A 20,574-nucleotide genomic window follows, 5' to 3' on the forward strand; every position below is an offset into this window, starting at 1 on the left:
AGGATTACCAGCGGCCCGGGTGTAACCTCCGGAAACAATACCGCCCGGCCGATCCGGCGTGTGCGCCGCCCGGGCTGACTATCATGTGCCTATGCGAACGAACCAGCCTACCCAGATCCTTGTCGTCGACGACGACCCCGAACTGCGCGACCTGCTGCGCGAGTACCTGACCCAGCAGGGCTTCGCGGTCGCGGTAATGCATGACGGCGACGGCCTGCAGGCGCGCCTGGAGCGTGAGCGGCCGGCGCTGATCGTGCTGGACCTGATGATGCCCAAGGTCGACGGCCTGACCGCGCTGCGCAACCTGCGCGCCCGCAACGACGATATCCCGGTGATCCTGCTCACCGCCCGCAGCGACGAGATCGACCGCATCGTCGGCCTCGAGATCGGCGCCGACGACTATCTCGGCAAGCCGTTCTCGCCGCGCGAGCTGCTGGCGCGCATCAACGCCGTGCTGCGGCGCAAGCTGGCGCGCCCGGCAGCGGCGCCCGAGGACCGCGAGTCGGTCGCGTTCGGGCCGTTCCGCGTCAACTTCCGCCAGCGCACGCTGACGCGTGCCGGCCAGGCGCTGTCGATCAGCGATACCGAGTTCGCGCTGCTCAAGCTGCTGCTGATGCATCCGCTCGAAGTGCTGTCGCGCGAGCGCATCGTCGAGCTGATGTACGGCAGCGCCAGCGGCATCAGCGACCGCGGCATCGACGTGCAGATCTGGCGCCTGCGCCGGCTGCTGGACGAGGACGCGCAGCGCCCGCGCTATATCCAGACCGTGCGCGGCCGCGGCTACACCTTCGTGCCCGACGAAGCGGAAGAGATTCCCGCGGGCCTCCCCGAATAAGCCGGCGCCGCCAGGACTGCTTTCCGATGAAGTTGCGACGTATCGATACCCTGTTCGGGCGCATTGCGCTGCTGATCGCCGCGGTGCTGGTGATCAGCCATTTCTCGTGGCTGGCGATCCTGCGCATGGACCGGCGCCAGCAGCAGGTCGACTATTCGGTGGAGCAGATGCTGTTCCAGCTCGACAGTATCGAGCGCGCGCTCGATGCGCGGCCCCCGGCGAAGCTGCCCAGCCTGGTGGAAACCGCCAACACCGCCGATGCCGACGAACACGCCACCGCGCCCAAGGGCGGGCGCTCGCGCCGGCTGGTGGAGCAGTTCATCAGCCGCCTGCCGCAAGGCACCGAGATCCGGCTCGAGGACGAGACCACGCCGCGCATCTGGATCAAGCTGCCGAGCCGCGCCGACTGGATCGCGATGCCGATCCTGTGGGTCCACAACCCGCCGCCGGACAACCGGCTGGTGCCGGGGGTGATGCTGGTGGTGGGCGTGGCGATCGTGTTCGCAGTGCTGATCGCGTGGCAGATCCAGCGGCCGGTGCGCGACATGGCCAACGCGGCCGCGCTGCTGTCGCGCCAGCACGCCGTGCCGCCGCTGCGCGAGCGCGGCCCGCACGAGCTGCGCCAGCTGATCGAGCGTTTCAACCGCATGGTGGCCGACCTCGCGCGCATCGACCAGGAACGCAACACCATGCTGGCCGGCATCGCCCACGACCTGAAGACGCCGCTGGCGCGGCTGCGCCTGCGCGCCGAGATGCTGGCCGATCCCAAGGCCGCCGCGGGGGTCACGCGCGATGTCGATTCGATGGCGGCCATCGTCGAGCAGTTCCTGAGCTTCGCGCAGACCAGCGAGCCGACCGCGCGGCCGGTGCCGGTGGACCGGCGCGTCAACGAGCTGGCCGCCTCGCTGGCCGAGCAGGAGCGCCAGGTGGTGCTGTCGCTGGGCGCGGGCGAGGGCTTCCGCATGATCGCCACGCAGCTGGACCGCATCGTCGGCAACCTGGTCGACAACGCCTACGCCTATGGCAAGCCGCCGGTCTGCATCGCGACCTCGCGCACGCCGGACGGCTACATGCTGGTGGTGGAAGACCAGGGCGACGGCATTCCCGACCATGACAAGGAACGCGCCACGCTGCCGTTCGTGCGGCTCGATCCGGCGCGCGGCGGCAATGCCCATTCCGGGCTGGGGCTGGCGATCGTCGACCGGCTGGTGCGGCAGGCGGGCGGCAAGCTCAACCTGGTGAATGCCGAAGGGGGCGGGCTGCGGGTGGAGATGGTGTTTGGGGCGGCTACGGTCTAGTGACCGTTTGGGAAAAACCGTGTAGTGCGGTACGGCTGGGGCTTGCCACCACCCCTGGCAAAGGCTCCCCTCTCCCGCAAGCGGGCGAGGGGAGCAAACCAGCAGCGGTCGGACGCTCTCAGCAGTTTGCGTTCACGCCTTCAAACCTTCTTCTTCTCCCCGATCCGGCTTTCCTTCCCCGCCAGCAGCTTGGCGATGTTCTGCCGGTGCCGCGCGATCAGCAGCACGCTGATGACAAAGATCGCGCCGGCCATCATGTCGACGCCGTTCATCAGCACATGGAAGAACGGCGCGAAGATCGCCGCCACCAGCGCCGCCAGCGACGAATAGCGGAAGAAGAAGGCGATGATCAGCCAGGTGGCCAGCGTGCCCAGGCCCAGGATGGGATTGATCGCCAGCAGGATGCCGGCCGCGGTGGCCACGCCCTTGCCGCCGGCGAAGCGGTGGAATACGGGGAACAGGTGGCCCAGGAACACCGCCAGCGCCACCATGGCCAGTCCGGTGTCGGTGAGGCCGTACGCCGGGCCGAAGCGCGCCGCCAGCCAGACCGCCAGCCAGCCCTTCAGGGCATCGCCGATCAGCGTCAGGACTGCCGCCTTCTTGTTGCCGGTGCGCAGCACGTTGGTGGCACCGGGGTTGCCCGAGCCGTAGGAATGCGGGTCCGGCAGCCCCATCAGCTTGCTGACGACCACAGCGAAGGAAACGGAGCCGATCAGGTAGGCGGCAAGGGCAAAAAGCAGATTGGCCATGTGGAGTGGGATGTTTTCAGGCTGGCGCGATTGTAGCGCGGCAGGGGCCTGGCCACGACCGTGACTACCCGGATTGGCGTGGAGGCTTGCTTCGGTCTGGAGCGGCGCTACGCGGCCGGCAGGTTCAGTCCGGCAGCGCGCACTGCACCGGCTGGGCGTCGAGCAGTGCGGGCAGCAGCTTCGGGTCCAGGCTGACCAGGTAGCCGCGGCGCCCGCCGTTGATATAGATGCGCGCCAGTTCCAGCACGGTCGCTTCCACATACACCGGCATGCGCTTCCTGGTGCCGAACGGCGAGGTGCCGCCGACCAGGTAGCCGCTGTGCCGCTGCGCCACCTCGGGCTTGCACGGCTGCACGCTCTTGCGCCCGGTCTGGCGCGCCAGGTTCTTGGTCGAGACCGAGCAGTCGCCGTGCATCAGCACCACCAGCGGCTGCGCGCGCTCGTCTTCCATGATCAGGGTCTTGACCACGTCATGCTCGGGCACGCCCAGCTGCCGCGCCGATTCGCCGGTGCCGCCGTGCTCGACGTAGTCATAGGGGTGCTCGCCGAAGGCCACGCCTTGCTTGCGCAGGAACTGGGTGGCCGGGGTTTCGGAGACGTGCTTGGTCTTGCTCATGGCGATCGCGGTGTGCCGCTCAGCCGCGCGGATGGTGCTGCTGGTGCAGCTCGCGCAGGCGCTCGCGCGCGACGTGGGTATAGATCTGGGTGGTGGAGATATCGGCGTGTCCCAGCAGCAGCTGCACCACGCGCAGGTCTGCGCCGTGGTTGAGCAGGTGCGTGGCAAACGCATGCCGCAGCGTGTGCGGCGACAGCGGGGCATGCACGCCGGCGTCGCGCGCATGGCGCTTGATCAGGTGCCAGAACGCCTGCCGCGTCATGCCCTCGCCGCGCTGCGTGACGAACAGCGCGTCGCAGGCGCGCCCCGCCAGCAGCACCGGACGCGCGCTGGCCAGGTAGCGCCGCAGCCAGTCGCCGGCCTGCTGGCCGAACGGCACCAGCCGCTCCTTGTCGCCCTTGCCGCCGACCACGCGCGCGACGCCCTCGTTCAGGCCGATCTCGACCGTCTTCATCTGGGTCAGCTCCGATACGCGCAGCCCGCTGGCGTACATCAGCTCGAGCATGGTGCGGTCGCGCAGGCCCAGCGGCGTGGCGGTGTCGGGCGCTTCCAGCAGCGCGTCGACCTGGGCCTCGGTCAGGGTCTTGGGGTAGCGCGGCGGCTGCTTGGCCGGGCGCAGCAGCAGGCAGGGGTCGACCTGCACCAGGTGCTCGCGCAGGGCCCACTGGTAGAAGCGGCGGAACACCGCCAGGCGCCGGTTGGCCGACGACGCGCGGGTCTGCGTATGGCGCGCGCTGAAGTACGCGGACAGCGCGCCGTCGTCGGCGCCGAGCAGCTCGCCGCGCTGCTCGTGCTGCAGCCAGCGCGCCAGCAGCGTCAGGTCGCGCCGGTAGGCATCGATGGTATTGCGCGAGAGCCCGTCTTCCAGCCACAGCGCGTCGCAGAAGCGGCTGACCAGGGCCACGTCGGCAGCGCTGGCGACGGCGGTGAGCTCGGCTGCCGCCGGGGCGCCGCTCATATCAGCATGGCGCCCTCATGGCGCAGCAGCCAGCGTTTGACGTCGAGGTAAAAGCCGTCTTCGGCATGGTGCGAGAACCCGCCGATGCCGCGCGCCGAGACCACGCGATGGCAGGGCACCAGGATCGGGAACGGGTTCTGCCCGCACGCCTGGCCGACCGCGCGCGGCATCGCGCCGATGGCTTCGGCGATGGTGCCGTAGGTGGTGGTGGCGCCGCGCGGCACGGCGCAGATGGCCTGCCACACGCGCTGCTGGAAGGCGCTGCCGGCGGTGGCCAGCGGCACGTCGAAGGCAGCATCGGGATCATCGTAATAGGCCGCCAGCTGCGCCGCGAGCCGCTGCGTCAGCGCATCGGCCGGAGCCTGCGCCTCGACGTGCCCGGGAAGGTACACGATGGCCCGGATGCGCGCGCCGTCCGTGCGCACGCCGATCTTGCCGAACGGGGCGGTAAGGATGGCGTCGTAGGGTGCGGGCATGGCGGTCAGGCTGGGGCGAATGCTGGATTTTAGTGCTTTTTGGCGGGGCTAGAAAAAAGGCCGCCTTGCGGCGGCCTTTGGCGGTTGGCGTCACACCGGCCGGATTACTGCTCCAGCTTGATGTTCTGCACCTTGACCAGGTTCTTCATCTTGTCGAATTCCTTCTTGATCTCGGCCGCGTGCTGCGCCGGCGTGTTGCCCGACGGCTCGGCGCCGGCAGTGCGCAGGCGCTGCTGGAAGTCCTTGTCCTGCAGGGCCTTGACCGCAGCTTCGTTGAGCTTCTTGATGACTTCGTCAGGCGTGCCGGCCGGCGCCACCAGGCCGTACCAGGCCGGATCGTTCGGCTCCTTCAGGCCCATTTCGCCGAAGGTCGGCACATTGGGCAGCGACTCCAGGCGCTTGTTCCAGGCCACCACGATCGGACGCAGCTTGCCGGCCTTGATGTACGGCATCGACGACGGCAGGTTGTCGACCATGATCGGCACCTGGCCGGCGAGCACGTCGTTCAGTGCCGGGCCCGCTCCGCGGTAGGGGATATGGACCATGAAGGTCTTGGTCGAGACCTTGAACTGCTCGCCCAGCATGTGGCCGAAGCCGCAGGTGCCCGACGACGCGTAGGAATACTTGCCCGGGTTGGCCTTCAGCACGGCCAGGAACTCCTTGTAGTCCTTGGCCGGGAAGCTCGGGTTCACCGCGATCACGTTGGCGACGTTGGCCAGGTTGGTGATGGGCTTGAAGTCCTTGATCGGGTCGTACGACAGCTTGGGGTTGCAGGCCGGGTTCACGGCCATGGTCGAGACCGTCGAGATGCCGATGGTGTAGCCGTCCGGCGCGGCCTTGGCGATGGCGTCGGCGCCGATCGAACCGCCCCCGCCGGCGCGGTTTTCCACCACCACCGGCTGGCCCAGGATGCGGCTCATCTGGTCCGCCGCGCCACGGCCGACGATGTCGGTGGTGCCGCCGGGGGCGAACGGAATGATCAGGCGGATCGGCTTGGTGGGGTAGCTCTGGGCTTGCGCCGCGGTGGCGGCGGCCGCCAGGGCCAGGGTCAGTGCGAGTTTGCCAGCTTGCATGAGATCATGTCTCCCGTCAGAAATCCGGGCAGGGTGCCGCCCGGAAGCAAAAAAACCGTCGCAGTGCCACAGGTCGGGCGGTGCGCCGGCAGCGTAATCTGGGTCAGCCGCCCAGCAGGCCGCGCTTGACGCCGGCGTCGACCGGGCGTTCGCCCAGGAACACCCGCAGCAGCGCCTGGTAAAAGTCTTCGCCGGGAATCGGCCGGCCGCGCGGCGTGCCGTTGATGGCGACGACCGTCCCCGTTTGCGGGGAAAAATCCAGGTTGATGACATCGCCCTTGTGCGCGGTGCCGATCTCGCCCAGGGTGCGCTCGAACTGTACCAGCCGCGCCGCCAGCCCCTGCATCTGCGCCTCGCTGTGGTTGTCGCGCATGCCCTGGCGGATCGCACGCACCACCGCCGGCGGCTCGGTCTCGCGCAGGATGCGTAACTGTAGCCGCTTGGCGCCGGGCGTGCCCAGTACCACGGCCGCGTTGCGGGCCTTTTCCTCCAGGTACAGCGCGGCCACGTAGCCCTTGGTCAGGAAGCCGGTGCGCAGCGCCGCGCCATTGAGCTGCAGTACCTTGCCGCCCACGCGCGCCGCGTCATCGAAGCGCATGCCTTCGATCTCTACCGCGCGCGCCGGCCCCGGCACGGCATGCACCGCGGCCGCGGCGCCGAGCGCCGCCAGCACGACGGCCAGGCGCAGGCGGCGGCCCGGCCGGAAGCCAGGGCGCAAGCCAAGGCAGAAGCCAAGGCAAAAGCGGGAGCGGAGGAGGGTGTCCACGCGCAGGCGCGCGGAACGGATGCGGGACAACATGGCGGCAGGCGTACAACTTGGCATGCCATGCTGCCCGAAATCTGGAAGAATACCTATCCGTATCTGCCCTAGTCTGCACATTCCGGCTTTTTTGCCGTTATCTCTTCCCGCCGCGGTTTCGGTGCGGCGGCTGCCCGGGCAGTGCCGCGCCATGCCACTGCCACCACAACAACAACCCTAGATGTCTTCCGCCCTCCTGCTGGTCCCGGACTTCAGCCTGATCCTGATCGGCTGGCTGCTGGTGCGCTATTCCCCGTTCGACCGCGCCTTCTGGGGCGGGGTGGAGCGGCTGGTCTACTTCGTGCTGTTCCCGGCGCTGCTGCTGCAGTCGACCAATACCGCGGTGCTCGATTTCTCGTCGACCTCGGCCATGCTGGGGCTGGCGCTGCTGGTGCTGGCCACCGGCCTGGCCGGCGGCTACGCCGTCAAATGGGTGCTGCGCCCGGACCCGGTCAGCTTTGCCTCGGGGCTGCAGACCGCGTTCCGCTTCAATTCCTATATCGGGCTGGCGCTGGCGTCGCGGCTGGGCGGCTCCGAAGGGCTGGCGTTGATGGCGGTGATCGTCGGCTGCACCGTGCCGCTGTGCAACGTGGCCGCGGTTTGGGCGCTGGCCCGCCATGGCCAGGCCGCGCTGTGGAAGGAACTGGCGCGCAACCCGCTGATCCTGGCCACCGCCGGCGGCCTGGCGACCAATCTGATGGGGCTGCACGCGCCCGAGGTGCTGGGCATGACGCTGAACCGGCTGGGCTCGGCGTCGACCGCGCTGGGCCTGATGACCGTGGGCGCCGGGCTGCAGATGAGCGGCGCCACCGGCACCGCCGGGCCGGTGGCGTGGTGGACCGGCGTCAAGCTGCTGGCGATGCCGTGCGTGGCCTGGCTGGTGGGGCGGCACCTGCCGCTGACCGCGCTGCAGTACCAGATCGTGGTGCTGTACGCCTCGCTGCCGACCGCCTCCAGCGCCTACATCCTGGCCGTGCGCATGGGCGGTAACGGGCCGATGGTGGCGGCGACGATCTCGCTGATGACGGTGGCGGCGATCGTCACCACGCCGCTGTGGCTGGCGCTGGTGAGCTGACTTGAACGGGGAGGCTGGCGATCAGCCGGCCCGTTGCACCGGCGGGCCGCCCTGCGCCAGGGCCCAGTCGATATGTTCCTGCACCATGGGGGTGGCGGTCTCGCGCCGCGCCAGCAATGCCGCGCGGATGCGCGCGGCCAGCGCCGCGTCCTCGGCGCGCGTGCCCGACAATGCCGCGCGCAGGCTGTTGCCCAGCCCCACCGCCAGGTTGCGCAGCCAGCGCTCATGGCCGATGCGGCGGATCGGGCTGCCTTCGAGGCGCTGGTTGAATTCCGCTTCGGTCCATTGGAACAGCGCCACCATGTCGGGCGCGTCCAGGCCATTGCGCACGTCGAAGTCCGGCACCGTGGCCACGTGCGCGAACTTGTTCCACGGGCACGCCAGCTGGCAGTCGTCGCAGCCGTAGACGCGGTTGCCCATCGGCGCGCGGAATTCCACCGGGATCGCGCCCTTGTGCTCGATGGTGAGATAGGAAATGCAGCGGCGCGCATCCAGCCGGTACGGTGCGACGATGGCGCGTGTCGGGCAGATGTCCAGGCAGCGGTGGCAGCTGCCGCAATGGCCCGACTCGGGCGGATCGGCAGGCAACGGGATGTCGACCAGGATCTCGCCGAGGAAGAACATCGAGCCGCCGTCGCGGTCCAGCAGCAACGTATGCTTGCCGCGCCAGCCCAGTCCGCCCTGGCTGGCCAGCGCCACTTCCATCACCGGGGCCGAATCGGTAAAGACGCGGTAGCCGAACCTGCCGATCTCGGCCTCGATGCGGCTGGCCAGCTGCTGCAGGCGGCTGCGCAGCACCTTGTGGTAGTCGCGTCCGCGTGCGTACAGCGATACCACCGCGGTGGCCGGGTCGTCGAGCCGCGCGAGCTCGTGGCGGCGCCAGTCGGCGGCCTGCGCGTGCGCGCCGGCGGCCGGGACATAGGGCATGCGCGCCACGATCGCGCGTACCGTGCCGGGCACCAGTTCGGCCGGACGGGCGCGCCGCAGGCCGTGGTTGGCCATATAATCCATGTCGCCGTGGTAGCCCTGCGCCAGCCAGGCCAGCAGTCCGGGCTCGGCGTGCGCGAGGTCGACATCGGCGATGCGCACCGAGGCAAAGCCCAGCGCCGCGCCCCATGCGCGGATCGACGCGGCCAGCGCCGCAAGCTCCCCCGGGCCCGCGGCCGCGTGGCCGCTGGTGTCTGGTACTGGTATGGGCGGCGCATCCGCCTGCCCGGGGGCGACTCGGTCGATCATTCCTGAATTGTACGCAATGCCCTTGCTCGAACAACGCACCCTGACGCTGCCCGACGAAGCCGCCACCGCGCGCCTGGGCGCTGCGCTGGCGGCCGCCGTGCAGGCGATGCCGCCGCGCACGGTGCATGTGCAGCTGTCCGGCGACCTGGGCGCCGGCAAGACCACGCTGTCGCGCGCCGTGCTGCGCGCGCTGGGCCATGCGGGCAAGGTCCGCAGCCCCACCTATACGCTGTGCGAGCCCTATGACGTCGCCCGTGCCGACGGCTCGCCGCTGACGGTCTACCACTTCGACCTGTACCGCTTTGCCGATCCCGAAGAGTGGCTCGACGCGGGGTTTCGCGACTGCTTCGCCGAACCGGCCTTCAACCTGGTCGAGTGGCCGGAGAAGGCCGGGCGCCTGCTGGGGGAACCCGACCTGCACGTGTTGCTCCAATCGGACATGGCCGGCGCCGATGACACCGGCGAGCGGCGGATCGCGACCTTGCGCGCCTATACTCCCACTGGACTTACCTTGCTGAACGCATGCTGATCAAGCGACTTGCCACCGACCGCCCCGATGGACCCGACGGCCTCATGCAGGCGCGCCGCAAATGGATGGCGCAGGCGCTGAAGCTGGGCGCCGGCACCGCCGTGCTGACGCTGGCCGGTCCGCAGATCGCGTTCGGCGCCGGCATCGTCGCGGTGCGCGTGTGGCCGGCCGAGGACTACACCCGCGTCACCATCGAATCGGATGCGCCGCTGGCCGCGGTGCACCAGATGATCCGCGACCCCGATCGGCTGGTGGTGGACATCGACGGCCTCGACCTGTCGCCCACGCTGCGCGAGCTGGTGGCCAAGATCACGCCGAACGACCCGTATATCCAGACCGTGCGCGTCGGCCAGAACCGCCCGCGCGTGGTCCGCATGGTGTTCGACCTGAAGGAAAACGTCGCGCCGCAGGTGTTCACGCTGGCGCCCATCGGCAGCTACCGCAACCGGCTGGTGTTCGACCTGTACCCGGTCAACCCGCCCGACCCGCTGTGGAAGCTGGTGCGTGACACCGAGGAAAAGCAGCGCCGCTTTGCCACCTCGGACCCGGCGCCGGGCGCCGAAGGCATCGCCGGAGCCCCCGCCGGCGCCGAGGAAGACGCCATCGGCGCGCTGGTGCGCCGCTTCGACGAGAAGGGCGAGGTGCCGCCCACCACCGCGCCGCTGCCGCCGCCGGTGGCCGCAGCCCGGCCGCGGCCATCGACACCGTCCACGGCACCGGTGCCGCCGGTGCCGGCCCCGAATGCCCCGGTGGTGCCGCCGGTCGCGCGCGACAATCCCACCGCCGAGCGTCCGTTCAAGATGCGCCGCCTTCTGACCGTGGCGATCGACCCCGGCCATGGCGGCGAAGACCCGGGCGCGATCGGCGCGGCCGGCTCGCGCGAGAAGGACGTGGTGCTGCAGATCGCGCACCGGCTGCGCGCCAAGATCGACGCCCAGCCCAATATGCGCGCGATGATGACGCGCGACGCCGATTTCTTCGTGCCGCTGAACGTGCGCGTGCAGAAGGCGCGCCGGGTGCAGGCGGACCTGTTCGTGTCGATCCACGCCGATGCCTTCCTGTCGCCCGAGGCGCGCGGCGCGTCGGTGTTCGCGCTGTCCGAGCGCGGCGCGTCCAGTACCGCGGCGCGCTGGCTGGCCAACAAGGAAAACGCCTCCGACCTGATCGGCGGCGCCAACATGGGCAACAAGGATGCGCAGGTGGCGCGCGTGCTGCTGGACCTGTCGACCACCGCGCAGATCAACGACAGCCTGCTGGTGGGCAAGGCGGTGCTGGGCGAAATCGGCGGCATCAACAAGCTGCACAAGGCCCGCGTCGAACAGGCCGGGTTTGCGGTGCTGAAGGCGCCGGACATCCCGTCGATCCTGATCGAGACCGCCTTCATCAGCAACCCGGAAGAAGAGCGCAAGCTCAACGACAACGCGCACCAGGAACAGCTGGCCAATGCCATCCTGAAGGGCATCCGCTCGTACTTCGCGCGCAATCCGCCGCTGTCGAAGAATCCGTCGGTCTGAGCCGCCGTGCACGCGGCAGCCGCAAAAAAAACCGGGGCATGCCCCGGTTTTTTCATGATGGCAGGCTTCAGGCGCGCGCCGTGGCCTGGTCCTCCAGCAGCGCATCGCGGTTGGCATAGCGCGACGCGATCACCGAGCAGACGATCAGCTGCAGCTGGTGGTAGACCATCAGCGGCAGCACCAGCAGGCCCAGCGCCGGATGGCCGGCAAACAGGATCTTGGCCATCGGGATGCCGTTGGCCAGGCTCTTCTTCGAGCCGCAGAACACCGCGGTGATCTCGTCCTCAACGGAAAAGCCCAGGCGGCGCGCGGTCAGCGTGGTGAAGCCCAGCACCACGAACAGCAGCACCGCGGCGATGCCCATCACCGCGCCGATGGTCTGCCACTGGTACTGGTGCCACAGGCCTTCGGCGGTGGCGTCGCAGAACGACGAGTAGACGATCAGCACGATCACGCCGCGGTCGATCTTGTTGGTGATGTGCTTTTTCTTTGCCAGCCAGCTGCCGATCAGAGGGCGCAGCAGCTGCCCCAGCGCGAACGGCAGCAGCAGCTGCAGCGCCACGCCGGTCAGCGCCTTGCCCAGCGGCATCGACGCGCCGCTGGCGCTGATCACCAGCCCCATCAGCAGCGGCGTCACCAGCATGCCGATCAGGCCCGAGATGGTGGCGTTGAAGATCGCGCCCGAGACATTGCCGCGCGCCATCGAGGTCATCGCCACCGACGACGACACCGTCGACGGCAGCGCGCACAGGAAGAACACGCCCAGCAGCAGGTCGGCCGGCAGCGTATTGCGCAGCGACAGCATCAGCAGCGCGCCCACCACCGGGAACACCACATAGGTGAAGACCTGCACGAACACATGCAGGCGCCAGTGCTTGGCGCCCGCCACCAGCTTGTCGCGCGACAGCGCCGCGCCGTGCAGGAAGAACACCAGCGCCACGCCCAGGCTGGTGACCACGCCGAGGTGCAGCGGACCGTCGCCGGTGCCGAGCTCGGGCGCGGCCAGCGCGATGGCGATGGCCGTTAGCATGACGAGCACAAAGCCGTCGATCAGGTCATAGAGCTTCTTGAGATTGCGGACAATACGGGACATGACTGCGGGTGTAATCCTGCGATGTTAGGGTTTTGCCTAGTATTGGACGCTAGCCCGGTCTAGAATGCAAATTCATTTATAGAATCTATTTATCCGGTTGTTGCATGAATTACACATTGCGGCAGTTGCGCGTGTTTCTGGCCGTGGCCAGCAGCGGCGGCTTCAGCCGGGCCGCGGACGCCGTCGGACTGACCCAGCCGGCCGTCAGCCGCGGCGTCGCCGAGCTGGAAGATGCGCTCGGCGTGCGCCTGCTGGACCGCACCACGCGCGAGGTGGTGCTGACCGAAGCCGGCCATGCACTGGCGCCGGCGCTGGAGCGGCTGCTCGGGCAACTGGATGACACCCTCGAAGAAACGCGGCAGCTAGGTGAGCGCTATCGCGGCCGCGTAGTGATAGCCGGGGCACCGACCATCTCCGCCCGGCTGATGCCGCTCTACGTGGCCGCCTGCGCCGCGCAATATCCGGAAATCCGCCTGACCGTGCGCGACAACGTCCAGGCCGACGGGCTGGAGCAGGTCCGCGCCGGCGCGGTGGACTTCGGCGTGCTGATCGACCCGCTGGTGCGCGACGGGCTGCTGGTGGACCCGGTCGCGACCGACCCGTTCTGCTTCGTGTGCCGGCGCGACCATCCGCTGGCGCAGGCGGAATCGGTGCCGTGGTCGGCGCTGCATGGGATGCGGCTGGTGCTGCTGGACTTTGCCTCCGGCAGCCGGCCGCTGATCGACCGCGTGTTCGGCCGCCACGGCGTGGTGCCGCAGGTGGTGCAGGAGCTGGGCCATTCGGCGAGCGTGTTCGGCATGGTCGAGGCCGGCATCGGCGCGTCGGTGCTGCCGTCGTTCTCGCTGCCGCTGCCGGCGGCGTCGCCGCTGGTGTGGCGCCCGCTGGTGCCGCGCGAGGAGCGCAGCATCGTCATGGTGCGGCGCGAGGACCGCTCCTTGTCGCCGGCAGCGGCGGCGGTGTGGGACCTGGTGCGGCGCCTGACCGTGCGCGCCGAGGCGCCGACGATCAGCGCCGCGGCCTGAGCGGGCTTGCGCCTGTCAGCGCGCGCTGACCATCACCGCTTCCAGCTCGAAGCTGCCGTCTGCCTGCACGCGATAGTGCTCGCGCACTTCCGCGGGTGCCACCTGCCACAGGTGCCGGATCGCGTCCACCGCCACCGCCGGCGTGCGCATGCGCTGCACCCAGCTGTCGAACCCGATGCCGATGCGCCAGGTCGCCGAGACGGCGATGGCATCCGCGGCAAAGCCCGCGGCTTCGAACATCGCGCGCCAGGCCGCCGGGGTGTAGTCGCGCACGTGCGAGGGGTCGCGCAGCAACTCGACCGATTGCAGCCAGGTATCGCGCAGCGGGTCCGGCGCGCCGGCGATGTCGATCATCACCACCTTGCCGCCGGGCTTGAGCACGCGGCGGATCTCGGCCAGCGCGGCCGGCACGTCGCGCCAGTGGTGCGCGCTCATGCGCGACACCACCGCGCAGAAGCTGGCATCGTCGAACGGCAGATGCTCGGCGGCGCCCTGGCGGGTGCGTACGTTGGCCAGCCCGCGCTCGCGCGCGGCGGCATCGACCACCGCCAGCATGTCGGCCGACAGATCGTAGGCGGTGACCTCGCCCGCCACCGCGGCGGCGGCAAAGCTGGCATGGCCGGCGCCGCAGCCCAGGTCGAGCACGCGGCTGCGCGCGCGGTTGGCCGCGGGAATCAGCGCGGCCAGTTCGTCCTTCAGTTGCTGCAGGTCCGCGCCGCTGGCGTGGACCGCGCTGGTGAGATAGGCGCTGGCGGTGGCGCCGAACTGGGCGGCGACGAGTTCCTGCTGCTGCATGGTGGTGCTCCTTCAAGCCGCGGCCGAGCCAAGCCGGGCGGGTGCTGTTGTTGTCGGGGAGGGGACTTGCCCGCGAGGCGGGTTCGGCATACTGTAGGCGGGCCGTTTTCCCGGTACAAGTCACCGCTTTATCCTGGTATAAGCGCCACCAGCCTGCCATGCCGCCACTCGCCCCGCCTGCCGCTCCTTCAGCTTCGCCATCCTCGCCAGCTTCGCGCGAAGCCGTGCTCGGCGCCTTCCTGCGCGCCCACCGCGAACGCCTGACGCCGGCGGACGTGGGGCTGGCGCCCGGCCAGCGCCGGCGCACGCCCGGGCTGCGCCGGGAGGAAGTCGCGCAGCTGGCGGGCCTGAGCACAACCTGGGTGACGTGGCTGGAGCAGGGCCGGCCGGTGGCGCTGTCGGCGCGGGCGCTGGCCAGCCTGGCCACGGCGCTGCGGCTGTCGCGCGCCGAGCGTGCCTACCTGTTCGAGCTGGCCGGCCGGCGCGATCCGCAGCACGCCGGCGGCGAGCCGGTGCCGCCCGCGGTGCTGGCCAGCGTGCATGCGATCGACGGCCCGGCGTACCTGCTCGACCGCCAATGGACCGCGCTGGCCTGGAACGCCGCGGCCGCGGACCTGTTCACCGGCTGGCTCGACGCCGCTGCCACCGAGCGCAACCTGCTGCGCGCGATGTTCCTGTCGCCGGCGCTGCAGGCACTGGTGCAGGACTGGCCGCACCGCGCCGCACGGCTGGTGGCCGAATTCCGCGCGCACAGCATCCGCCACGCCGATGCGGCGCCGACGCGGGCATTGATCGAGGGATTGATGGCGGAGAGCGCCGACTTCCGCGCCGCCTGGCTGTCGCAGGACGTGGAAGAGCGCGAGGGCGGGCGCCGCGGCTTTCGCCATCCGCGCCAGGGCGCGCTGCAGTTCGAGCAGCTGACGCTGGTGCCGGCGGCGGCGCCGGGCCTGATGCTGGTGATGCTGCTGCCCGGCTGAGCGGGCAGCAGCCATAGCTTACTTGGGCTGCATCCGGATCGCGCCGTCCAGGCGGATCACCTCGCCATTGAGCATGGGGTTCTCGATGATCGAGCGGGCCAGCTTCGCATATTCGGCAGGCCGGCCCAGCCGCGACGGGAACGGCACCATCTTGCCGAGCGCGTCCTGCACCTCCTGCGGCATGCCCAGCAGCATCGGGGTCTCGAACAGCCCCGGGGCGATGGTCATGCAGCGCACGCCGTCGCGCGCCAGGTCGCGCGCGATCGCCAGCGTCATGCCGACCACGCCGCCCTTGGACGCGGCATAGGCGGCCTGCCCGATCTGGCCGTCGAAGGCCGCCACCGAGGCGGTATTGATGATCACGCCGCGCTCGCCCTCGCTGTCGGGGGCGTTCTGCACCATCGCCGCTGCGGCCAGGCGGATCATATTGAAGGTGCCGATCAGGTTGATGCGGATGGTCTTGTCGAAGGCATCGAGCGGATGCGGACCGTTCTTGCCGACCGTCTTGTTGGCGGTGGCAATGCCGGCGCAATTGACCAGCCCGGCCAGGCGGCCAAGCGACTGCGCCGCCGCGACCGCGGCCTGGCCATCGGCTTCCGAGGTGACGTCGCAGCGCACGAAGCGGCCGCCGGTCTCGGCCGCCAGCGCCTGCCCGGCGGCCTCGTTCAGGTCGGCAATGACAACCCTGGCGCCGGCTTCGGCAAGCAGCCGGGCGGTGCCGGCGCCAAGGCCGGAGGCGCCGCCGGTGATGATGAAGACGTTGTCCTTGATGTCCACGATGGTGTCTCCTCGGTATGGTTTCCGTTTACGTAAACGTTAAGCATTGTACGGAGGCGGGGCCGATGTGCAAGGGGTGCGCGTTCAATAAAAAAAAGCGGCCCGAAGGCCGCTTTCATCTTTCTGCAGTGTCCAGCGAGATAATTACTTCAGCGCCTCGAACACCCGCGCCGTGATCTCGTCGACGTTGCCGACGCCCAGGATCTTGCGGTACTTCGGCGGCGCCACCTTGGCCGCGGCGTCGCCGTTTGCGGCCCAGGCCGAATAGTAGTCGACCAGCGGACGGGTCTGCTGCGAGTAGACGTCGAGCCGCTTCTTGACGGTTTCTTCCTTGTCGTCGTCGCGCTGGATCAGCGGCTCGCCGGTCTCGTCGTCGACGCCTTCCGCCTTGGGCGGGTTGTACTTGAGGTGGTAGGTGCGGCCCGATGCCACGTGCACGCGGCGCCCGCTCATGCGTTCGATGATGGCGTCGAACGGCACGTCGATCTCGAGCACATAGTCGATCGCCACGCCCGCGTCCTTCATCGCCTCGGCTTGCGGAATGGTGCGCGGGAAGCCGTCGAACAGGTAGCCGCTCTTGCAGTCGTCCTGCTTCAGGCGGTCCTTCACCAGGCCGATGATGATGTCGTCCGACACCAGTCCGCCCGCGTCCATGACCTTCTTGGCTTCCACGCCCAGCGGCGTGCCCGCCTTCACCGCGGCGCGCAGCATGTCGCCGGTGGAGATTTGCGGAATGCCGAACTTCTCGCAGATGAACTTGGCTTGCGTGCCTTTGCCGGCGCCAGGCGCGCCCAACAGGATCAAACGCATTTACGGGTCCTCAGAGTTTTTAATCCGGTATGGCGGGAGATCAGAAGGAGGGTAACGCCGTAACTTGACGCGAGACTGACTGCGGTCCCGGTGCGCGCTGACTGCGTTCAGCGCGGGCACGGCTCAGGCGTACCCACGCGTACGGCCGGCGGCGGCTGCCAGCGGGATGGCGGCGCGGCGCACCGGACGGGCTCTATCTTTATCTCCCCACCGAGCCTTGGCCGGCGGCGCGAATGCTCGCGCCAGCGGGGCGGCTCTGTATCGGCAAGCATTATGCCATGAGGCAGCGGGGATTCGGCCCGAAATCGGCCCCCCGGTTCGGTTGCAGCAGAATCGACCTGAGCGGGCAGGCAACCGGCGCGGTGGCCCTGCCGGCGCCGGCGGTGATGCCGGGGATGGCGGTCAGGGCCCTTCCTGGGCCATCGACTGCGCCCACAGCGCGCGCACCCGTTCGAGGTCGGCCTGGGTGTCGACGCCCGGCGCGGGCGCGGCGGCGGTCTGCATCACGGCGATGCGCTCGCCGTGCCACATCGCGCGCAGTTGCTCCAGCGCCTCGGCCTGCTCCAGCGGCGCCGCGGCCAGCGTCGGGAAGCGGCGCAGGAAGCCGGCGCGATAGGCGTACAGGCCGATATGGCGCAGCACCGGCATGTCCGGCAGCGGCACCCGGGCCGACGCGGCGGGCATGGACGGCACGCCGGACCACGCGTCGCGCGCCCATGGGATCGGCGCGCGCGAGAAATACAGCGCGCGCCCGGCGGCGTCGCACACCACCTTGACCACGTTGGGGTTGAAGACCTCGGCGCTGTCGTGCAGCGGATGCGCCGCGGTGGCGATGGCGCAGTCGGCGTGGTGCGCCAGGTGCAGCGCGACTTCGTCGATCAGCGCCGGCTCGATCAGCGGCTCGTCGCCCTGCACGTTGACGACGATGGCGTCGTCGGCCAGGCCCAGTTGCGCGGCGACCTCGGCCAGGCGGTCAGTGCCGGACGGGTGGTCGGCGCGCGTCAGCACGGCTTCGATGCCGTGCGCGGCGCAGGCCTGCGCCACCGCGGGCGCGTCGGTGGCAACCACGGTGCGCTGTGCCGACGACGCGTGCGCGCGCTCGGCCACGCGCACCACCATCGGGCGTCCGCCGATATCGGCCAAAGGCTTGTCGGGCAGCCGGGTCGAAGCCAGCCGCGCGGGAATGACGACGGTAAACGCGGGGAGGGTCATGGCCGCGCTGCTCAGTTGCCCGCCGGCGCGTCCGGCTCGATCACGCGGCCCGGCACCGACTGGCGGGCCTCGTCGGCCAGCATCACGGGGATGCCGTCGCGGATCGGGTAGGCCAGCTTGTCGGCGTGGCAGATCAGCTCCTGCGCGGCGCGGTCGTATTCCAGCTTGCCCTTGCATAGCGGGCAGACCAGGATTTCAAGCAGCCGGTTGTCCATCTCGGTGTTCCTCGTTGCGCCCGGCGGTGCCGCTTGCGGCGGCCGGCGCGGTCGGCGCGGGTTGGATTTGCGCCTGCACGGCGCGGCGGATTTTATCGATCAGGCCCGCGTCGATCACGGGCCTGGTGGGCACGACCCAGATGCGCGGGTCGTCGAAGCGCTCGCATTTTACGGCATCCTTCTCGGTGATCAGGATCACGTCGGCATCGAGCGCATCGGGATGGTCGACGAACGGGTCGGCGACGAAGTCATAGTGGTCCGGCAGCGGCAGCGTCTTCGGCGCCAGGCCCGCGCCACGCAGGCTGGCGAAGAAGCGCTCGGGGTTGCCGATGCCGGCTGCGGCCAGCACGCGCCGGCCGGCAAAGGCGCTGAGCGGCCGCGCCATGGTGGGGTCGGCAAGCTGCCAGGCGTCATCCAGTTCCAGGCGCATGCCGTACACGCCGGGGCGGTCGGGGGTGGCGCGGAAGTTGGGGTCGTTGATCAGGGTGGCGTCGCGCGGGCGCGAGAGCGGCTCGCGCAGCGGGCCGGCCGGCAGCATCAGGCCGTTGCCGCCCATGCGCGCGTCGAACATCACGATCTCGAAATCGCGCTGCAGCTTGTAGTGCTGCAGGCCGTCGTCGAGCAGCAGCACGTTGATGCCGGGGTGCGACACCAGCATGGCCTGCGCGCACAGCGCGCGGTCGGGGTAGACCCAGACCGGCACGTCGGTGGCGCGCGCGATCAATAGCGGTTCATCGCCGACGTCGGCCGCCTGCGAAGTGGGCTTGACCCGGCGCGGGTGCTTCAGCTGCACGCCGTAGCCGCGCGAGACCACGCCGGGCCGCAGTCCGGCCTCGGTCAGCGCATGCGCCAGCGCGATCACCGCCGGGGTCTTGCCGGTGCCGCCCACGGTGACGTTGCCGACCACCACCACCGGCATCGGCAGCCGCGTCGACTTGAACCAGCCGCGCTGGTAGCCATGGCGGCGCACCCGCGCGACCAGCCCGAACAGCAGCGAGAACGGCAGCATCAGCCACGCGAACCAGCCGCGGCGTTGCCACTGGGCGGTCACGAAGTCGGCAAGGGCATGGCGGGGAACGGGCATGGACGCGGCGGGCGAGAGTCGATGGTCGGGATGCGATTGTAGTGCGCTCGCGGCTACGCCCCTCGGGGCGGCCCAACCATTATGGGCATTGCCGTGCGCATGGGGCAAGCCCGCCCGCCATCGGCGCACGCTGGCGCGCAGGCCCGGCCGGGGTCAGCGCCGGGGTCAGCGCCGGGGTCAGCGCGGTTGCGCGCTCTGCGTGGCGAAGGTCAGGCGCGACAGCCCGGCCAGCCGCGCGGCCTCCATCACGTTGACCACGGCCTGGTGCGTGGCCTGCGCGTCGGCATTGACGATCACCACCGGCGGCTGGCCGCCGGTGCCCGCGACCGTGCGCAGCTGGTCGGCCAGGCTGGTGACGTCCTTGTGCTCCATCACCTGCTTGTTGACCGAGTAGACCCCGCGCGCGGACACCGACACCACGATCTCCTGCGGCTGCTGGCGCGCGCGCTCGGCATCGGCGGTGGGCAGCTGGATCTGCAGCTCGGTAAAGCGCGAGTACGTGGTCGTGATCATCAGGAAGATCAGGATCACGAGCAGCACGTCGATCAGCGGGATCAGGTTGATCTCGGGCTCTTCGCGCCGCTGGCGGGAACGGAAGTGCATGGCGTTCGGGTGGGCGTGCCGCGCTCAAGCGCGGCGCTGCGGCAGGATGGCGTCGAGGAACGAGGTGGCGCGGAATTCCAGCTCGGCCACGTAGTCGTCGACGCGGCGGCGGAAGTAGCGCCAGAAGATCAGTGCCGGGATCGCCACGATCAGGCCAAAGGCGGTGTTGTACAGCGCCACCGAGATGCCGTGCGCCAGTTGTTCGGGGCTGGTGCCGGTGCCGCCCTGGCTGCCGAAGATCTCGATCATGCCGATCACCGTGCCCAGCAGCCCCATCAGCGGCGCCACCGAGGCGATCGTGCCGAGCGCGTTCAGGTAGCGCTCGAGCTCATGCGCGACCACGCGGCCGGCTTCCTCGACCACGTCCTTGGCGGCATCGCGCGAGGTATGCGGCTGCAGCACCACGTGGCGCAGTCCTGCGGCCAGCACGCGGCCCAGCGGTGAATTCTGCTCCAGCGTGTTGACCACTTCCGGCGTGGCGCGGCGCTGCTGCGCGGCGGCCAGCGCCTCTTCATAGAGCTTGGCGGGCAGCACCTTGCTGCGCTTGAGCGACAGGAAGCGTTCGACGATCAGCGCCAGCGCGATGACCGAGGCGAGCAACAGCGGCCAGATCGGCCAGCCGGCCGCTTGAATGATGGAAAACAATTGGACCCCCGGGATCGACAACCGAATAACGAAACCCCAAACCACCAGCCGGCATGCCTTGAGCCGCGCGGGCATGGTGCCTTGCTGCGCGCTCCGGCATTGCTCTGAAAAAACAGGCGCCACTCTAACCCGCGGCCTGGCGCGCGGCAAGGGACGAAGCGCGCCTGTCTCCGGCGCGCATCG

At 69.7% G+C, this 20,574-nt stretch carries 23 protein-coding genes; 7 read left to right on the forward strand and 16 right to left on the reverse strand.

Annotation, left to right across the window (positions count from 1 at the left end; genetic code table 11):
- Nucleotides 1-91 precede the first annotated feature (91 nt).
- Together A2G96_RS04085 and A2G96_RS04090 are read left to right on the forward strand one after the other, a co-directional pair.
- A complete protein-coding gene (locus tag A2G96_RS04085) occupies nucleotides 92-835 on the forward strand; it encodes a response regulator (protein ID WP_062797004.1) in 744 nt (247 codons plus the stop codon).
- Between the two features lie 26 nt (nucleotides 836-861).
- Entirely contained in the window at nucleotides 862-2,133 is a 1,272-nt protein-coding gene (locus A2G96_RS04090; protein ID WP_062797006.1) for an ATP-binding protein, read from the forward strand.
- Between the two features lie 140 nt (nucleotides 2,134-2,273).
- Here the strand turns inward: A2G96_RS04090 and plsY are convergent, their stop codons facing one another.
- From plsY to A2G96_RS04120, 6 genes are all read right to left on the reverse strand, one after another.
- Entirely contained in the window at nucleotides 2,274-2,882 is a 609-nt protein-coding gene (plsY, locus tag A2G96_RS04095; protein WP_062797007.1) for a glycerol-3-phosphate 1-O-acyltransferase PlsY, read from the reverse strand.
- A gap of 124 nt (nucleotides 2,883-3,006) precedes the next feature.
- Nucleotides 3,007-3,498: an aminoacyl-tRNA deacylase gene (locus A2G96_RS04100; protein ID WP_062797010.1), complete on the reverse strand. Its 492-nt coding sequence runs from the start codon at nucleotides 3,496-3,498 to the stop codon at nucleotides 3,007-3,009.
- A 19-nt stretch (nucleotides 3,499-3,517) separates the two neighbouring features.
- On the reverse strand, nucleotides 3,518-4,456 hold the full coding sequence (xerD, locus tag A2G96_RS04105; protein ID WP_062797013.1) for a site-specific tyrosine recombinase XerD: 939 nt from the start codon (nucleotides 4,454-4,456) through the stop codon (nucleotides 3,518-3,520).
- Complete coding sequence (locus tag A2G96_RS04110) at nucleotides 4,453-4,932, reverse strand: methylated-DNA--[protein]-cysteine S-methyltransferase (RefSeq protein ID WP_062797015.1); 480 nt, start codon at nucleotides 4,930-4,932, stop codon at nucleotides 4,453-4,455. The genes xerD and A2G96_RS04110 overlap by 4 nt, the downstream gene beginning before the upstream one ends.
- 104 nt (nucleotides 4,933-5,036) lie before the next feature.
- Nucleotides 5,037-6,005, reverse strand: a complete 969-nt coding sequence (locus A2G96_RS04115) for a tripartite tricarboxylate transporter substrate binding protein BugE (protein ID WP_062797017.1) — start codon at nucleotides 6,003-6,005, stop codon at nucleotides 5,037-5,039.
- Nucleotides 6,006-6,108: 103 nt separating this feature from the next.
- Nucleotides 6,109-6,804 carry a chalcone isomerase family protein gene (locus tag A2G96_RS04120; RefSeq protein ID WP_417926423.1) on the reverse strand — a complete coding sequence of 232 codons (696 nt, stop codon included), beginning with the start codon at nucleotides 6,802-6,804 and terminating at the stop codon, nucleotides 6,109-6,111.
- Between the two features lie 181 nt (nucleotides 6,805-6,985).
- On the opposite strand from A2G96_RS04120, the gene A2G96_RS04125 reads away from it, so the two are divergent.
- The gene (locus tag A2G96_RS04125; protein ID WP_062797020.1) at nucleotides 6,986-7,879 is read left to right on the forward strand and encodes an AEC family transporter; all 894 of its coding nucleotides are present in this window, start codon (nucleotides 6,986-6,988) and stop codon (nucleotides 7,877-7,879) included.
- Nucleotides 7,880-7,900: 21 nt separating this feature from the next.
- Here A2G96_RS04125 and queG read toward each other — a convergent pair whose 3' ends face one another.
- The gene (queG, locus tag A2G96_RS04130) at nucleotides 7,901-9,115 is read right to left on the reverse strand and encodes a tRNA epoxyqueuosine(34) reductase QueG (protein ID WP_062797022.1); all 1,215 of its coding nucleotides are present in this window, start codon (nucleotides 9,113-9,115) and stop codon (nucleotides 7,901-7,903) included.
- 16 nt (nucleotides 9,116-9,131) lie between these two features.
- On the opposite strand from queG, the gene tsaE reads away from it, so the two are divergent.
- Together tsaE and A2G96_RS04140 are read left to right on the forward strand one after the other, a co-directional pair.
- Nucleotides 9,132-9,644: a tRNA (adenosine(37)-N6)-threonylcarbamoyltransferase complex ATPase subunit type 1 TsaE gene (gene tsaE / locus A2G96_RS04135; protein ID WP_062797024.1), complete on the forward strand. Its 513-nt coding sequence runs from the start codon at nucleotides 9,132-9,134 to the stop codon at nucleotides 9,642-9,644.
- Nucleotides 9,638-11,158: an N-acetylmuramoyl-L-alanine amidase gene (locus A2G96_RS04140; RefSeq protein WP_062797026.1), complete on the forward strand. Its 1,521-nt coding sequence runs from the start codon at nucleotides 9,638-9,640 to the stop codon at nucleotides 11,156-11,158. Before tsaE ends, A2G96_RS04140 begins: the two co-directional genes overlap by 7 nt.
- Nucleotides 11,159-11,225: 67 nt before the next feature.
- On the opposite strand, the gene A2G96_RS04145 is transcribed toward A2G96_RS04140, so the two are convergent.
- Nucleotides 11,226-12,251 carry a bile acid:sodium symporter family protein gene (locus tag A2G96_RS04145; protein ID WP_062797028.1) on the reverse strand — a complete coding sequence of 342 codons (1,026 nt, stop codon included), beginning with the start codon at nucleotides 12,249-12,251 and terminating at the stop codon, nucleotides 11,226-11,228.
- A gap of 104 nt (nucleotides 12,252-12,355) precedes the next feature.
- Between A2G96_RS04145 and A2G96_RS04150 the strand changes: the two genes are divergently transcribed.
- Entirely contained in the window at nucleotides 12,356-13,273 is a 918-nt protein-coding gene (locus A2G96_RS04150; protein ID WP_062797032.1) for a LysR family transcriptional regulator, read from the forward strand.
- 15 nt (nucleotides 13,274-13,288) lie between these two features.
- Here the strand turns inward: A2G96_RS04150 and A2G96_RS04155 are convergent, their stop codons facing one another.
- Nucleotides 13,289-14,068: a class I SAM-dependent methyltransferase gene (locus A2G96_RS04155; RefSeq protein WP_062797034.1), complete on the reverse strand. Its 780-nt coding sequence runs from the start codon at nucleotides 14,066-14,068 to the stop codon at nucleotides 13,289-13,291.
- A gap of 158 nt (nucleotides 14,069-14,226) precedes the next feature.
- Here A2G96_RS04155 and A2G96_RS04160 point away from each other — a divergent pair, with 158 nt between their 5' ends.
- Nucleotides 14,227-15,045, forward strand: coding sequence for a helix-turn-helix transcriptional regulator (locus tag A2G96_RS04160; RefSeq protein WP_062797036.1), 819 nt, complete (start codon nucleotides 14,227-14,229; stop codon nucleotides 15,043-15,045).
- An 18-nt stretch (nucleotides 15,046-15,063) separates the two neighbouring features.
- Here A2G96_RS04160 and A2G96_RS04165 read toward each other — a convergent pair whose 3' ends face one another.
- The 7 genes from A2G96_RS04165 to A2G96_RS04195 form a co-directional block, all read right to left on the reverse strand.
- Complete coding sequence (locus A2G96_RS04165) at nucleotides 15,064-15,822, reverse strand: 3-hydroxyacyl-CoA dehydrogenase (RefSeq protein WP_062797038.1); 759 nt, start codon at nucleotides 15,820-15,822, stop codon at nucleotides 15,064-15,066.
- A 144-nt stretch (nucleotides 15,823-15,966) separates the two neighbouring features.
- A complete protein-coding gene (adk, locus tag A2G96_RS04170; protein ID WP_018008913.1) occupies nucleotides 15,967-16,632 on the reverse strand; it encodes an adenylate kinase in 666 nt (221 codons plus the stop codon).
- Between the two features lie 402 nt (nucleotides 16,633-17,034).
- On the reverse strand, nucleotides 17,035-17,844 hold the full coding sequence (gene kdsB, locus A2G96_RS04175) for a 3-deoxy-manno-octulosonate cytidylyltransferase (protein ID WP_062797040.1): 810 nt from the start codon (nucleotides 17,842-17,844) through the stop codon (nucleotides 17,035-17,037).
- Between the two features lie 11 nt (nucleotides 17,845-17,855).
- A complete protein-coding gene (locus A2G96_RS04180) occupies nucleotides 17,856-18,059 on the reverse strand; it encodes a Trm112 family protein (RefSeq protein ID WP_012351886.1) in 204 nt (67 codons plus the stop codon).
- The gene (gene lpxK / locus A2G96_RS04185; RefSeq protein ID WP_062797042.1) at nucleotides 18,040-19,143 is read right to left on the reverse strand and encodes a tetraacyldisaccharide 4'-kinase; all 1,104 of its coding nucleotides are present in this window, start codon (nucleotides 19,141-19,143) and stop codon (nucleotides 18,040-18,042) included. The genes A2G96_RS04180 and lpxK overlap by 20 nt, the downstream gene beginning before the upstream one ends.
- 177 nt (nucleotides 19,144-19,320) lie before the next feature.
- Entirely contained in the window at nucleotides 19,321-19,746 is a 426-nt protein-coding gene (locus tag A2G96_RS04190; RefSeq protein ID WP_062797044.1) for an ExbD/TolR family protein, read from the reverse strand.
- A gap of 24 nt (nucleotides 19,747-19,770) precedes the next feature.
- Nucleotides 19,771-20,391 carry a MotA/TolQ/ExbB proton channel family protein gene (locus tag A2G96_RS04195; protein ID WP_026164567.1) on the reverse strand — a complete coding sequence of 207 codons (621 nt, stop codon included), beginning with the start codon at nucleotides 20,389-20,391 and terminating at the stop codon, nucleotides 19,771-19,773.
- Nucleotides 20,392-20,574: the final 183 nt, after the last annotated feature.

It is taken from the genome of Cupriavidus nantongensis, assembly GCF_001598055.1.
In the GTDB taxonomy this organism is placed as follows: Bacteria; Pseudomonadota; Gammaproteobacteria; order Burkholderiales; family Burkholderiaceae; genus Cupriavidus; species Cupriavidus nantongensis.

Bases quoted from the DNA above. Each gene is read 5' to 3' on its own strand.
- A2G96_RS04160 (WP_062797036.1), top strand. From the start codon at position 14,227: ATGCCGCCACTCGCCCCGCCTGCCGCTCCTTCAGCTTCGCCATCCTCG.
- tsaE (WP_062797024.1), top strand. From the start codon at position 9,132: ATGCCCTTGCTCGAACAACGCACCCTGACGCTGCCCGACGAAGCCGCC.
- xerD (WP_062797013.1), bottom strand. From the start codon at position 4,456: ATGAGCGGCGCCCCGGCGGCAGCCGAGCTCACCGCCGTCGCCAGCGCT.
- A2G96_RS04125 (WP_062797020.1), top strand. From the start codon at position 6,986: ATGTCTTCCGCCCTCCTGCTGGTCCCGGACTTCAGCCTGATCCTGATC.
- lpxK (WP_062797042.1), bottom strand. From the start codon at position 19,143: ATGCCCGTTCCCCGCCATGCCCTTGCCGACTTCGTGACCGCCCAGTGG.
- A2G96_RS04115 (WP_062797017.1), bottom strand. From the start codon at position 6,005: ATGCAAGCTGGCAAACTCGCACTGACCCTGGCCCTGGCGGCCGCCGCC.
- A2G96_RS04110 (WP_062797015.1), bottom strand. From the start codon at position 4,932: ATGCCCGCACCCTACGACGCCATCCTTACCGCCCCGTTCGGCAAGATC.
- A2G96_RS04140 (WP_062797026.1), top strand. From the start codon at position 9,638: ATGCTGATCAAGCGACTTGCCACCGACCGCCCCGATGGACCCGACGGC.
- A2G96_RS04085 (WP_062797004.1), top strand. From the start codon at position 92: ATGCGAACGAACCAGCCTACCCAGATCCTTGTCGTCGACGACGACCCC.
- A2G96_RS04150 (WP_062797032.1), top strand. From the start codon at position 12,356: ATGAATTACACATTGCGGCAGTTGCGCGTGTTTCTGGCCGTGGCCAGC.
- queG (WP_062797022.1), bottom strand. From the start codon at position 9,115: ATGATCGACCGAGTCGCCCCCGGGCAGGCGGATGCGCCGCCCATACCA.
- adk (WP_018008913.1), bottom strand. From the start codon at position 16,632: ATGCGTTTGATCCTGTTGGGCGCGCCTGGCGCCGGCAAAGGCACGCAA.
- kdsB (WP_062797040.1), bottom strand. From the start codon at position 17,844: ATGACCCTCCCCGCGTTTACCGTCGTCATTCCCGCGCGGCTGGCTTCG.
- A2G96_RS04120 (WP_417926423.1), bottom strand. From the start codon at position 6,804: ATGTTGTCCCGCATCCGTTCCGCGCGCCTGCGCGTGGACACCCTCCTC.
- A2G96_RS04190 (WP_062797044.1), bottom strand. From the start codon at position 19,746: ATGCACTTCCGTTCCCGCCAGCGGCGCGAAGAGCCCGAGATCAACCTG.
- A2G96_RS04145 (WP_062797028.1), bottom strand. From the start codon at position 12,251: ATGTCCCGTATTGTCCGCAATCTCAAGAAGCTCTATGACCTGATCGAC.
- A2G96_RS04155 (WP_062797034.1), bottom strand. From the start codon at position 14,068: ATGCAGCAGCAGGAACTCGTCGCCGCCCAGTTCGGCGCCACCGCCAGC.
- plsY (WP_062797007.1), bottom strand. From the start codon at position 2,882: ATGGCCAATCTGCTTTTTGCCCTTGCCGCCTACCTGATCGGCTCCGTT.
- A2G96_RS04180 (WP_012351886.1), bottom strand. From the start codon at position 18,059: ATGGACAACCGGCTGCTTGAAATCCTGGTCTGCCCGCTATGCAAGGGC.
- A2G96_RS04100 (WP_062797010.1), bottom strand. From the start codon at position 3,498: ATGAGCAAGACCAAGCACGTCTCCGAAACCCCGGCCACCCAGTTCCTG.
- A2G96_RS04090 (WP_062797006.1), top strand. From the start codon at position 862: ATGAAGTTGCGACGTATCGATACCCTGTTCGGGCGCATTGCGCTGCTG.